Here is a 12,978-nt window from a genome sequence, read left to right as displayed (position 1 = left end):
CGGCCAGGCGCCCGTTTTATTCCATGTATTCCTTGGTGTTAATTGATTTTTCTAGTTCGATACAGGCGCCGAAAGAAGCAGGAACTTTGAAAAGCAAACAGGGTGAACTTAGATGTTCCCGCAGGGTCTCCTGCAAAGGGACCCTGCGGCAGGCTGGCAACAACAGCAGTAAATAGCATCAAATGCGCATCCCTACCGGCCAGATAAACTGCCACCCACGCGCAACGTCTCTTACTGTATCGCGACGAAAATCGGCCAGGCGCCCGTTTTTATTCCATGTATTCCTTGGTACTAATTGATTTTTTCGAGTTCGATACAGGCGCAGAAAGAAGCAGGAACTTTGAAAAGCAAACAGGGTGAACTCAGATGTCCCCGCAGGGTCTCCTGCAAAGGGACCCTGCGGCAGGCAACAACAGCAGTAAATAACATCAAATGCGTAACCCTACCGACCAGGTAAACTGCCATCCACGCGCAAGGTCACTTACAGTACGTCGCGATGAAAATAGGCCAGGCGCCCGTTTTATTCCATGTACTCCTTGGTATTAATTGATTTTTTCGAGTTCGATACAGGCGCCGGGCTCGTTGGCCTCGCAGGCTTCCCGGCAAAGCTGCCTGGCCTTGTTCTTATCTTTGGGTACGCCATGCCCTTTCAGGTATAAGGTAGACAAACTGACTTTGCCCCACATGCAGTTGTTTTCAACAGCCTGCTCATAATAATGACGGGCTTTTTCATAATTTTTAGGCACCCCATACCCCTGGTAATAGCACTCTCCCAAATTATTCAATGCGACGCCATGACCAAGCACTGCGGCTTTTTCATACCAATAAACACATTTACGCGCGGCATCCGGATATGCTTTATGATTAAAATAAAAATCGCCCAACTCAGCAAAGCTGTTCACATTCCCGGCTGCGGCCAGTTGCTCCAGCCAGTAGCGCATTTTCTCATCATCAGCAAGTTTAATAATGCCCTTACCGCTATAGGCAAGACACAAGAGTTGCATCGAAGCCGTATCTTTTGCAGCCGCAGCCTGTTCAAACCAATAGATGGACCTGGCGAAATCGACAGGTACGCCCCGGCCAAGTTTGTAATGATAGCCCAGGAAACGCATGGCATTAATGTTTCCCTTTTCCGCCTCTGCTTTAAAATAGCTGTAAATCAGGCTGTCGTTATCGCTTATATGTGTATCGTCGTCCGCATAATAATCCCCCATACCGAAAACAGCGATTTCGCCCTGACTGGCAGCCACCAGCGAGCACCATTTAAAGGCCTCCGTATAATTTGCAGGCTGTTGAGCGCCGTACAATCTTGCCAGCTCCTGTTCTAATTCGACATCCTTCCCTGCCTTTTCGAATTCCAGCCCCAGCGCTATGGCCTTGTCGATATCCGGCGCCGTACCGATACCCAGGCGCCAAAACTCCATAAGCGCCACTTTATCGCGGATGCTCAGCTTATACCGGTCGGTCATGAGACTATCCAGCAATTTTGCCGCTTCCCCACCCGATAACACATCTCTCCGCTTGCACACATCGTAAAGCCATACCAGGGTAGGTAGGTGTTTCTTTTTTTCGTAGAGGCTGACCAGCAATGTACAGGCCTCCGGGTGCCGGATATCACGACTCCAATACATTTTGATCAACATACCCAAAGCCCTGAGTTCATCCTGTGCCCATGCTTTTCTGTACCAGGCTTCGGCTTTGGCTTTATCCTGCGGCACGCCGGTGCCATTTTCATAAAGCATACCCAGGTTACACTGGGCAGTGGGATACCCTGCTTCGGCAGCTTTTATCGTCAGCGCTACGCCTCGTTTATAGTTCTGCTGCGTGGGTGCAAGATGGTAGATATAGTAATAGCCCAGGTTGGATTGCCCGGGAACACTACCAGCTGCGGCGGCTCTTTCATAATAGGTAGCCGCTTTTTTCCTGTCCATAGATAGCCCGGTCCCACTGTAATACATAACCCCGATACTGTTGATAGCATCAGCCACGCCTTTTTCTGCAGCCAGCTCATACCAGGTCAACGCATCGGCATAACTCTGCTGGAAACCGGTTCCGTTATAATACATTTTGCCCAATTCATAATAGCTTTCGGCAAACCCCTGCGCGGCCGACTGCTGGAACCATTGAACAGCGAGCTTATAATTTTTTTCTACGCCTATACCATTCAGGTATTTCAGCCCCAGCAGGTACTGGCCACTGGCATCGCCGTCAAAAGCGCTCGCTGCGAGCCCCGAAAGCTTAGGATTATAATCGGCAGAATAATCAACATCCTGGATGGCTTCCGCTTTCTTCCAGCGCTCCAGCAGCGGCTTTGCCGATGCACCGAAAAACTGGGGCATCAAGCCTACAACATCGATGGCCGGCATATGCCCACGCTCGGCTGCCGCCAGGATCAACTGGTTGCCTTTAACTGTATCCCGTTTACGTTCGTTGCCGGCGTTGTACTCTACGCCTTTTATATACATGGCCTCGGCATTGCCGGCCGTTATTGCGGCATCCAGCCACTTTTCCCTTTCCCGTCGATTTTTCTGCCACTGGTAAGCCTTGCTCAGGGCTAGCATGGCGCCATCATTACCCCCCTCGGCCGCTTTTTTGAAATAGGCCAGGGCTTCGTTTGTATTCCCTTCCTGAGCGGCAATCTCGCCGGCAAGTACTAAAGCCCTCGGGTAGTTCGCCAGGGCCGGATCTTTAAGGATAGCCAGGCATTGTTCTATATTTTTCGGAGTACCTACGCCATCTTTATAATACCGTGCCAGCTTTACCTTACAATCTTCATCGCCAAGCGATACCCCCATTTTAATCCAGGCCATGGCCGCTTCTTCGTCCCGGGCTACCTGTATGCCTTCCGAAAACAGGTCAGACAAGTGGTAACAGGCCCAGGCGTCTTTCGCATCCGCAGCCTTCCGGAGATAAAAGAAAGCAGAGTCTGCTTGTTTGGGCACCAGGTGGCCATAACGATACATAATACCGATCTGCGCATACCCCCTGCCCCGGCCCCATGCGCCGGCAAGCCGGTAATAATACAGGGCGGAGTCTGCCTGCTTTGCTGTTCCCTTACCCCAATTATAACAATAACCCAGTCCCAGTGCTTCATTGTGCTCCACATCGCCCTGCACTACTGCTTTATTAAAACTGCGGAAGGCCTTGTCGTAATCCTGCTTCACACCATTTTTACCCCAATAATAGAGCCAACCTAAACGTGAACAGGCGCTGCCATTGCCCAGTTTCGCGGACCGTTGATAACAGGCCTCGGCCTTCAAACCATCGGCATTGCCCACAAGCCCCGACTCATACAGCGCACCGAGCGCAACGAGGGAGGCTGCATGGCCGGCAGCAGCAGCCTTTTCAAAGTTAGCGACGGCATCGGTATACTTTTTTTTGTCCTGGGCTACCCTGCCCTTATAATAGTACCCTGCAGCGAGGTCTTCTTTGATGGCAATTTCGATAAGCGATAGCCCCTTTGCCTCGTCTTCAGCAACACCACGTCCGTTGTAGTATAACCAGCCCAGGTAAGGCGCGGCCGCTTTATTGCCTGCCGTATACTCCTCTTCCAGCAGCCGGGCGCCCATCCGGATGTCCAGGCCTGTGGCATCGTTCAGGATCAGCAAAGACCCCAGCCTTACCTTTGCGGCAGGGGATAAGGCCTCCGGCGGTTGTTTGCGATAGAGGTCGCGCGCATCGATAATTCTTCCAAGGGTATAAAGACTGTCGGCCCGCTTCAGTTCCTGTTGTACCCCGGGAGCAGACAGGCTATCCTGGGGGCTGCTAAAAGCCTGCGCCTGGAGCTGTCCGTACAACAGCCCGATAAGCGTAAGATAAATTGCTTTCATGAATGTTAAAATTGCCGCAAATTTATCCCAATAAAATCACAATGACACCGTAAAATGACTGTTGCAGGAATAAAAAATGTATCCTGGCGCCCCTGGCAAGGCGATTATTAGCATGGTCGGGATCGCAGACAAAAAGGCAAAAAGATAGGAAAAAAGGCGTTCTTAAAAATAACCCGGCACCGGTTAGAAAAACAGGCTGCTCTGCCGGATGCAGGCTTTCAGGGTTTCCCAGTCAGGACCGGGCTTTGTTTTTTGTTCGTTCTTGTCCTGTTCCTGTTTGGGCAAAACCTGTTGCTCCGGTTCGGTGTAGAACAAACCGGACACGAAGCTGAGCACAAATACGAGGAATAAAAACTTGAGCGTTCCCATAACAACAGTATATCGGGGCCGGAATAAAAAAGTTACAGGGTAACCCGATTTTTTTTCCGGGCAGTGATCCGTGGCGGCTTTAACGGAATCATGTACTTTCGTCGAAACCATCCTCATGCCCTACGAAATCGAAACCCCGCGCCTGTTGATCAGGCCCGCCCTCATCACCGATACCGATGGCTTCTTTGCCCTCGACTCCGATCCTGAAGTCGTACGTTATGTGGGCAATAAACCACAACACCGCAAAGAGGAGGCACGTGATATGATCCTGTTCCTCCAGCAACAATACCGCGACCTGGGTACCGGGCGCCTGGTCATTATCGAAAAGGCCACCGGCAACTTCGCCGGCTGGGCAGGACTCAAACTGATACGCGATACCGTAAACGGGCATAGCCATTATTACGACCTGGGGTACCGCTTGTTGCGCGCTTACTGGGGCAAAGGCGTGGCTACCGAGGCAGCACAAGCCACGCTCGATCATGGATTCAGCACCCTGAAACCCGATACCGTATATGCCATGGCAGATGCTGCCAACACGGGTTCGGACAAAGTGCTGAAGAAATGCGGCCTGGTTCAGGACGGCAGCTTTATGCACGAAACAGCGCTACACCATTGGTACCGGATCGACCGCGATACCTGGCTGGACTTAAAAAAATAAAGCCCCGCCGGCATGACACCAACGGGACCTTTTATTAAAACAAAACGGACTTAGTTATACACTACTGTTTTATCCAGTATGGCCGTGATATCGGAGATCGAGTCGACCAGTAAGGCTTCGCCGGCTTCTTTAAGCTCGACGGGTGTGCCGATACCGCTCAATACGCCCACAACCATACCGCAACCGGCATTATTGCCTTCCATAATATCGACCGGTGTATCGCCCACCTTCATTACCGATTTCACATCGGTGATACCAGTAAGCTCCATGGCTCTATAGACCATATCCGGCGCGGGGCGGCCATGGGCAACCTCATCGCTGGCCACGCTCACATCTACCAGGCCTTCTTCCTGCCAGCCCAGGCGGTTCATGATAATATCGGTGATATCGCGGCTGAAGCCGGTATCGATACCCACCTTTATACCTTGCCTGCGCAGCTCGCGGAACACCACCGAGGAACCTTCGATCTCGCGTATATCCTCAGCGTTTGCATAAAATTCGATCATCAGCCGCAGGAAGTCCTGGTGAATAGGCTCGATGGACACACCGGTTGCAGCCGGGTAAAACTGGTTGAGCAAGGTCCTGATCGCAACGGGTTTCGCAATACCCATTACTTCGTCGGCCGCTTCGCGGGGCACCGTATAACCGTGCAGGGCAAGCGATGCACACAGCACCTCCGAAACATAATGATCATCGTAAACAGTGGTACCTGCCATGTCGAAAATGACAAGCTTAATAGAATCTGTCAGCATTTATAGGAAATTTTATTTTTTACAAAATTAAACAAAAATATACAAATACTAAACATCAGACATTTCCAAACGGGCAACCGGTGTTGCTGTATGGGCCTGTTGTTTTTTATTTTTCAGGGAAAAGTAAATGCAGGAGCCCACCTGGGCCAGCAGGAGCATCAAGCCGACCGCGAAAGAGGCATAGAGAAAGAAGCTGCTATAACTCAGGCTTTGCTTACCGAAACTTTTATAAAGCAATACACCCAGGCTGCCGCTATAACCATAGAAGTCGGCCATCACAACGATGAAACCCGCGTTGCCCGGGTATTTGAACACAGCAATCATTCTTTCGAAAAAGATAGTATTGGCCGGCACATACGCAATATAAAGCCCTACGCCGGTTGCGCTGATCCATAGCACCGGGCTGATCCAGCCCGCCGCATAACAGCAGGTAGCCAGCAACAGGATGGCCGCGCCCGCGATACCCATATAATGTATAAACAGGAAGGCTTTCATATTATCCCGGATGCGTTGCAGGAAGATCATGAGCAACAGGATGACCGCGGATACCGGGATCTCGGTAAGGGTAAAAAGATCGGCATGTCCCTTAAAGCCAAGCCCCTCCCATATTTCAGCCGCAAAGTTATCGCGATAGTCGCGGTAGGCCGTCATCAGTATATAACTGAACATAAAGATAAAAAGGCCCGCCAGGAAGTTGCGTACGAAAGTCCGTCGTTCGGGCGCCGTCATAGCGCCGCGCTTGGATTTGAGCTGGATATCGGCTTTATCCTGCGCGGGCAGTTGTTCGAGCATCCATACCGACAACAGGAGTACCGGGAAGAAGATAAGGCCTACCAGGAAAGGCATCCAGAGGTCAGGCACACCCAGGTCATGGATAAAGAAACGGCCTACGCTTTTTACAAATCCGGAAGAAAAGATCTGAGTGATGGTAAGCCCTGCCACCAGGATCTCGGTGGTACGGCGCCCCTCCAGGTAGTTAAACACCAGCCCGAAGATCATACCGATGGGCAGGCCATTCAGGAAAAGACAGATAATACTGTACGGCGCGGGGATCAGGGCAAAGAGCAATAACGACAGGATGCCCGCTGTTACCAACCCCAGGATGTACCAGGGTCGTTGGCGCGGCGTATTCTCGGCTACGATCTTTATGCCCCACCACTTCGACAGGGTATACCCGATGGTCTGGGCAATGACCAGCCAAACCTTATAATCCATACCAGCAAAGACCCGGCCGTCAAAGGTCCCGGCGGTAAAGGCCTTTCTTACCGCGTACATAGATGTATAGGTAAGAAAGGAAGCTACGGTGGCAAAAACCACGAAGAAAAAAGAATTGGCACTGATGCCGATCTTACGCCCAAAACTCATTAAACTAATGTTTAGTATTTGTAATCGAGCGCAAATGTAGCAAGCCAATATTACCTAAATGTAAATAAATGTTTAGTATTTGTTTACTTCTGTATGAAGAAGTAAACAATCAGCATAATACATTTTTCGGTACCGGTATTTTTGGGCAGGTGTGGCAGGCGGCCGTCGAAGAAAAGTGAATCGCCTTCGGATAATTCGTATTTCTCACCATTGATCAGGTATTCGCATTGCCCCTGTATAATATACTTGTATTCGAAGGCCTCGGTAACCACCTCGCCGCGTTTGGCTTGTTTACTCAGTTCCAGGATCACGAAATCGAGCGTCGAGGCCGATACGTTCTTCACGAAGATCCGTTTATATAAAAAGCCTTTCGCATCTTCTTTCGTAAAAGATTCATAATCCTTTTTGCGTTGCACCAGCACATTGGGCGCCTGCAGGTTAAGGCCGTCGAAGAAGCTGCTGACCGCCATTTCCAGCGATTGTATAATACCAAACAATACCGGCAGCGAGGGTATGCTGCGGCCATTTTCGATCTGGGAGATCAGGCCTTTGCTTACATTGGCGCGGTCGGCCAGTTCCTGTACCGTGAGGCGCTTTTCGAGCCGGAACTCTTTGATGCGCCGGCTTACTTCTAAAAGGAATGCTCCTTCCATATAGGGTTTAGTATTTATAAACGCCAAAGATATTACCTCTGCGCAAGAATGCAACATTCCCACGTTTGAAATAATATAAAAGCAACACCAGAGTTAACAATTTAGTAAACACTAGTTCAGCATTTGTAAACTATTGTTCTCTAATTTTGCCTCATCATTATAACAGATATCATGACTACTTTCTTTGTAAAACGGCTGCTGCCGGCAGTTTTGCTCCTGTTCTTACTGTTATTGCTTACCCTGAAAAGCCAGGCGCAAACCCGCCACACGACTACCGACAGTATAGCCCGCGTTTACCGTATCGACATTTTAAAACACCAGTTACTGATCGCAGGTAATTTATATAAAATAAAAAAATTCCGTTTACCTGCTCCCCTGACCACTAACCCCGATTCGCTTTTCCGTTTATGCATGCAGGAGTACCGGGATATCTGCAACAACATCAACGCGGCAGAACAGGCAAACTATTTCAGCGATGACTTTTATAACGAGAGCATACCGGTAGCCCAGTATTTCCGCTCCCCGGCCGACGCCGCCCTGCTGATCAGCGATCGCGAACGGCTGCATCCAGGTCCCCTAATCGCCGACCCCAAACATCATGACGAACAGGATGCACATGAGCACCATTTTCCCGGCAACGGGCATCAATCCAGCAAGCAATAGTTTATGAAAAAAATATTATCGACCGTAGTTGTTTATTTACTTCCCCTTGCCTTATACGCACAGTCGTTAAGGATCAGGGGTACCGTTAAAGATAAGGAAGAAGCGCTACCAGGCATTATCGTAAGCCTGGAGCACGAATCGTTTAATACCGTAACCGACCTGGACGGCAACTTCGAACTGACCGGCATACCCAAAGGCACCCATACCTTACGGATTGCTTCGCTGGGTTATGAAACCCTGCTGCAACAGGTCGTTGTGGACCAGGACCTGTCACTCGGCGTGATTACCCTGAACACACAATCCTTAAAAGAAGTACAGGTAGTAGCCGAGCTGAAAGGCACGGAAACCAAGGCCCTGAATATGATGAAGGCTTCCAATGTATTTGCCAATATCGTATCGGCCGAAGGTGTGGCCAAACTGCCGGACCGCAATGTTGCAGAAGCCGTACAACGCCTGCCGGGCGTAGTAATGGAGTCAGACCAGGGAGAAGGCCGCTTTATCTCGTTCCGGGGTACGCCTTCCGATTGGAGTTCGGCCCTGGTGAACGGCGACCGCATGCCCGTTGCCGACGAGGAGTCCAAGACCAGGGCGATGAACTTCGACATTTTCCCCTCCAGCCTTGTGGATTATATCGTAGTCTCCAAAACCTTATCGCCCGATATGGAAGGCGACGCTATCGGCGGCAGCGCTAACTTCATGACCAAGAGCGCACCGGCTACCAAAACCCTGCAAGCCTCGCTGGGAGCAGGTTACAATGCACAGGCAGCCAAACCGGTTTATAATGCATCGCTGGCTTATGGCAACAGCAGCCGCAACGGCAGGTTCGGCTACTTTGCCGGGGGCTCACTATACAGCCGCAACTGGGCCACTGACAACTACCAGGTGTTTTACGGCAGTAACCGCGACCAGTCGCTCACCCGCCTCGAACTCCGGGATTACGAGGGCAAAAGAACGACACTTGGCTTCAACGGCGCGCTCGAATATAAATTCAACGACGATGCCAAGATCTATGCCAAAGGTGTTTACGGCAGCATGAACGACAACGAGTTTAACCGGAAGACCATGTATAACTGGAGCACCGGCTGGGGACAATCGATCAAACTGCAAAACATCCATAATATCATGCAGACGCGCTTTTGGGGCGCCGAACTCGGCGGCGATTTTAAAGCCGGCAGGAACCTGTCTGCCAACTGGCGGGTAGCCAGCTACCGCAACTCCTTCGCTTATGGCGCCGTGCCTTACAGCAAAGGCGATGCAAGAAACGGGTATCACGTAGTAGAATTTGAGAAGGCCGTCGACTTTACCGATTTCCTCTACCTCGACGAGCAGGGCCGCGTTACCGATGAGATGAATGCCTACGATCGCCTGAAGCTGCTTGATATCGACAGCCCCGTACCGGGTTATGGCGATAACTACAAAAACATACAACCGCAATATCGCAATACACACCTCGTAAATCCTACCGACAGCCTGTTTGCCTTTACCCGCGCCTATTCAGAAACGAACCAGACTATAGAGAAAGACCCGATCGTAGCCCAACTGGACCTGCAATACCACATCAACAACAACCTGAAGATCAAATTCGGCGGTAAGCTGCGCATGAAAGAAGGGGAACGAAAAGTAGGCCTGGAACTCTGGGAGCGCAATAAAGACCTGAGCCCCGCTATTATCTACAACAACTATAACCCCGCGCCCTTTAATGAACGCGGCGGGTTCCTGAAGGAACTGGGCAGTCCTTATGCGGGCAAACTCTTCCCCTTCTTCGATGTAAAAGGCACCGACAACTTTGTCCGTAACCTCGGCGATTCGCTGCGTTATATTCCCTTTGGCGTAAAGACGCCTTACTTCCAGCAAATGGTCGGATCGAGTTATAGCTATACCGAAAATGTATATGCCGGTTATGCCATGGCAGAGTGGCAACCTGTACCTGGCCTGACTATCGTACCCGGCCTGAGGGCCGAATATACAGCTCCTGAAGTAAAGGCCGACAGCATCATGACGGTAGATCCGGCATTGGGTACCGTAGCCCTGACCAATGTAAGAGCAGGTAAGGCTTATCTTTCGCTATTACCGATGCTGAATGTCAAGTATGCGCTTACCGAGCGGCAGAACCTGCGTTTCGCAGCTACAAGGTCTTTCCGCCGGCCTAACTTTAACGAGATCAAACCCGGCGCTGCAGCAATCGACTATTCCAACAACGACCTGCTTTATGGCAATCCCGATCTTAAGCCTACCTATTCCTGGAACTTCGACCTGGCTTACGAACGCTACCTGGGCGCCACCAGTATGTTCAGCGCCTCCGTATTTTACAAGAACGTAAAAGACCATATTTACACGGCATTCGAAGCCAGCAGCACCGACAATACCGGCATCTCCAACGAATTCCAGATACCGGGAGGCGTGATCGCAAAAAAATTCCAGAATGCGCCGCAGGCCATGGCTGCGGGTTTCGAAGCGGCGCTGATGACCAAGCTGCGCTTCCTGCCCGGCATCATGAAGAACCTGGGTGTAAGCATCAACTATTCGCATACTTATTCCCGGATGAACATCGACGCCAGGGACAAACCGCAACAGTTGCCCCGCCAGTCGCCGAACGTAATGAACGTAGCCCTCTTCTTCGAGAACGGGAAAATTACCACCCGCCTGGGCCTGAACTATCGTGATCCCTACCTGTACGAACTGAACCTCTATGCCGTAAAAGATCCCGCATCGCAACAAACACTGATCCTGCACCAGGACAACGACTATGACGTATATATCGGCCGCAGCATGACCCTGGATTATTCGTTTTCCTATCGTTTCAAAGAACGCTTCAGCTTCTTCGTGGAACTGAACAACCTGACCAATACGCCTTATACCATGTATCGCGGCCGCAAGGAACGCCCATTAAAAACGGAATACTATTCCATCAGGGGCCTGGCCGGTATCCGGTTTAATCTATGATAGTAAGTAGTATCAAGTAGCAAGTATCAAGGAGCAAGGAGCAAGGACCGGCTATAATAAAGCCAGCTATGGGATGAGATCCTTCGCTGCGCTCAGGATGACAACCGCCACACCCAATACACAATACCCAACACGGAACAGCAACACTTAACACTTAACACTTAACACTCAATACACAGTACCCAATACACAATACCCAACACGGAACAGCAAGACTCAACACTCAACACTCAATACCCAATACCCAATACCCAATACCCAATACCCAACGCTCAATACCCAATACCCAACATCTAACATCTAACATCTCATATCTAACATCTAACGTCTAACATCTCATATCTAACATCTCATATCCAATTCTAAAATCCAACAACTCAATACAATGAAACCTTTTGCTTTACTCCTTACCGGGGCCTTACTGTTTGGCGCTACGGCAGCCGTACAGGCACAGACCACAAAAAAGCCGAAAGTACTTTTTATCGGCATCGACGGTGTACGATCAGACGCCTTATTACAGGCCAATACGCCCAATATAGACACCCTGATGGCACACGGTCTTTACACCTACGACTCCTGGCATTGCGGCGCTACTTCCAGCGGCGCCTCCTGGAGCTCCATGATGACCGGTGTATGGGAAGCCAAGCACCATGTGACCAATAACAACTACCCGAACCCGAACTTCCTGAACTATCCTTACTTCCCGAAAAGAGCGAAGGAATGCCTTCCTAACCTGAAGGCCGTACAGATCATTACCTGGGACCCTATGAACGATCCGACCAACAGTAACAACAGTGCCGGCTTCGTATTTAACAGCGGCTTTAACCAGTCGATCGATGCGGGTACGCACGGACAGGGCGCAGTAACTGCTGCTGCCAAGATCCAGCTGGCCGATCCCAACCTGGACATCCTCTTCATCCACTATGATGAAACCGACGCTGCCGGCCACTCTTCGGGCTTCAACCCGGCCAATGCGCAATACATGAATGCCATCCAGGATGTAGACGCCCAGGTAGGCCAGGTATTGCAGAAGTTATACCAACGCCCTACCTACAGCCAGGAAGACTGGCTGATCCTACTGACCACCGACCACGGCGGTATCGGCACCACGCATGGTGGCCAGTCCAATACCGAACGCCATATCTGGTGGGTAGCCGCAGGCCCAAGCGTACCCCACCTGCAAATTACAGGCCCCGATCCGGGCAGCTATTATATGCCTACCAACCCGGTGGACACTACCCTGCTGAAAAGCACGCCGGTACTGACCGACATCGCCGTTACGGCTTTGGCCCATATCCTGAAAGGCAGCAACTGTGGCAACCCGGAGACCAACCCGGCCTGGAACCTAGATGGTAAATCCTGGTTGATGACCGATACGGTACCAACCGATACCTCAACGCATCCGCCAACCTATATCGAAGACGTAAACAACGCAACGATCCAGTTCGGCATCTTCCCCAACCCGAACAACGGCGTATTCAAAGCAGCCTTCCACAAACTGCAGGGCATCATCGACATCAAAGTGATCAGTATGACCGGCAGGGTATTTATCGAGAAGAAAGAAAAAGCGATCCAGGAATTGACCGTAGTACCGTTCGACCTCACCAGCCTGCCCAAAGGCATTTACCTGATGCAGGTAGAACATGACGGCAGACGCACCACCCGCAAAATCGTCTTACGCTAACATGCTAAAACATTGCCTGCCTTAACGGGCAGGCAATATTCTTAAATACAAAAACAAAAAA

At 50.7% G+C, this 12,978-nt stretch carries 9 protein-coding genes; 4 read left to right on the top strand and 5 right to left on the bottom strand.

Features of this window, described 5'->3' with window-relative positions; all coding sequences use genetic code 11:
* Positions 1-542: 542 nt before the first annotated feature.
* Together B0I18_RS07190 and B0I18_RS24915 are read right to left on the bottom strand one after the other, a co-directional pair.
* Entirely contained in the window at positions 543-3,830 is a 3,288-nt protein-coding gene (locus tag B0I18_RS07190; protein WP_106521949.1) for a tetratricopeptide repeat protein, read from the bottom strand.
* Between the two features lie 183 nt (positions 3,831-4,013).
* On the bottom strand, positions 4,014-4,199 hold the full coding sequence (locus B0I18_RS24915; protein ID WP_146146678.1) for a hypothetical protein: 186 nt from the start codon (positions 4,197-4,199) through the stop codon (positions 4,014-4,016).
* Positions 4,200-4,314: 115 nt separating this feature from the next.
* On the opposite strand from B0I18_RS24915, the gene B0I18_RS07180 reads away from it, so the two are divergent.
* The gene (locus B0I18_RS07180; protein ID WP_106521947.1) at positions 4,315-4,857 is read left to right on the top strand and encodes a GNAT family N-acetyltransferase; all 543 of its coding nucleotides are present in this window, start codon (positions 4,315-4,317) and stop codon (positions 4,855-4,857) included.
* A gap of 50 nt (positions 4,858-4,907) precedes the next feature.
* Here the strand turns inward: B0I18_RS07180 and B0I18_RS07175 are convergent, their stop codons facing one another.
* From B0I18_RS07175 to B0I18_RS07165, 3 genes are all read right to left on the bottom strand, one after another.
* Complete coding sequence (locus B0I18_RS07175) at positions 4,908-5,609, bottom strand: HAD-IA family hydrolase (RefSeq protein WP_106521946.1); 702 nt, start codon at positions 5,607-5,609, stop codon at positions 4,908-4,910.
* 48 nt (positions 5,610-5,657) lie between these two features.
* A complete protein-coding gene (locus B0I18_RS07170; RefSeq protein ID WP_106521945.1) occupies positions 5,658-6,974 on the bottom strand; it encodes a DUF5690 family protein in 1,317 nt (438 codons plus the stop codon).
* A gap of 83 nt (positions 6,975-7,057) precedes the next feature.
* Positions 7,058-7,627 carry a helix-turn-helix domain-containing protein gene (locus B0I18_RS07165; RefSeq protein ID WP_106521944.1) on the bottom strand — a complete coding sequence of 190 codons (570 nt, stop codon included), beginning with the start codon at positions 7,625-7,627 and terminating at the stop codon, positions 7,058-7,060.
* A 171-nt stretch (positions 7,628-7,798) separates the two neighbouring features.
* On the opposite strand from B0I18_RS07165, the gene B0I18_RS07160 reads away from it, so the two are divergent.
* The 3 genes from B0I18_RS07160 (at position 7,799) to B0I18_RS07150 (ending at position 12,917) form a co-directional block, all read left to right on the top strand.
* Positions 7,799-8,290 carry a hypothetical protein gene (locus B0I18_RS07160; protein WP_106521943.1) on the top strand — a complete coding sequence of 164 codons (492 nt, stop codon included), beginning with the start codon at positions 7,799-7,801 and terminating at the stop codon, positions 8,288-8,290.
* Between the two features lie 3 nt (positions 8,291-8,293).
* A complete protein-coding gene (locus tag B0I18_RS07155; RefSeq protein ID WP_106521942.1) occupies positions 8,294-11,233 on the top strand; it encodes a TonB-dependent receptor in 2,940 nt (979 codons plus the stop codon).
* 385 nt (positions 11,234-11,618) lie between these two features.
* Positions 11,619-12,917 carry an alkaline phosphatase family protein gene (locus B0I18_RS07150; protein ID WP_106521941.1) on the top strand — a complete coding sequence of 433 codons (1,299 nt, stop codon included), beginning with the start codon at positions 11,619-11,621 and terminating at the stop codon, positions 12,915-12,917.
* Positions 12,918-12,978 lie beyond the last annotated feature (61 nt).

Source organism: Taibaiella chishuiensis, from assembly GCF_003014535.1.
Classification (GTDB): Bacteria; Bacteroidota; Bacteroidia; order Chitinophagales; family Chitinophagaceae; genus Taibaiella; species Taibaiella chishuiensis.
This window is presented reverse-complemented; position numbering and strand designations above follow the sequence as displayed.

What these genes read in the sequence shown, in the direction of transcription:
- B0I18_RS07190 (WP_106521949.1), bottom strand. Translation starts at nt 3,830, where the DNA reads ATGAAAGCAATTTATCTTACGCTTATCGGGCTGTTGTACGGACAGCTC.
- B0I18_RS24915 (WP_146146678.1), bottom strand. Translation starts at nt 4,199, where the DNA reads ATGGGAACGCTCAAGTTTTTATTCCTCGTATTTGTGCTCAGCTTCGTG.
- B0I18_RS07180 (WP_106521947.1), top strand. Translation starts at nt 4,315, where the DNA reads ATGCCCTACGAAATCGAAACCCCGCGCCTGTTGATCAGGCCCGCCCTC.
- B0I18_RS07175 (WP_106521946.1), bottom strand. Translation starts at nt 5,609, where the DNA reads ATGCTGACAGATTCTATTAAGCTTGTCATTTTCGACATGGCAGGTACC.
- B0I18_RS07170 (WP_106521945.1), bottom strand. Translation starts at nt 6,974, where the DNA reads ATGAGTTTTGGGCGTAAGATCGGCATCAGTGCCAATTCTTTTTTCTTC.
- B0I18_RS07165 (WP_106521944.1), bottom strand. Translation starts at nt 7,627, where the DNA reads ATGGAAGGAGCATTCCTTTTAGAAGTAAGCCGGCGCATCAAAGAGTTC.
- B0I18_RS07160 (WP_106521943.1), top strand. Translation starts at nt 7,799, where the DNA reads ATGACTACTTTCTTTGTAAAACGGCTGCTGCCGGCAGTTTTGCTCCTG.
- B0I18_RS07155 (WP_106521942.1), top strand. Translation starts at nt 8,294, where the DNA reads ATGAAAAAAATATTATCGACCGTAGTTGTTTATTTACTTCCCCTTGCC.
- B0I18_RS07150 (WP_106521941.1), top strand. Translation starts at nt 11,619, where the DNA reads ATGAAACCTTTTGCTTTACTCCTTACCGGGGCCTTACTGTTTGGCGCT.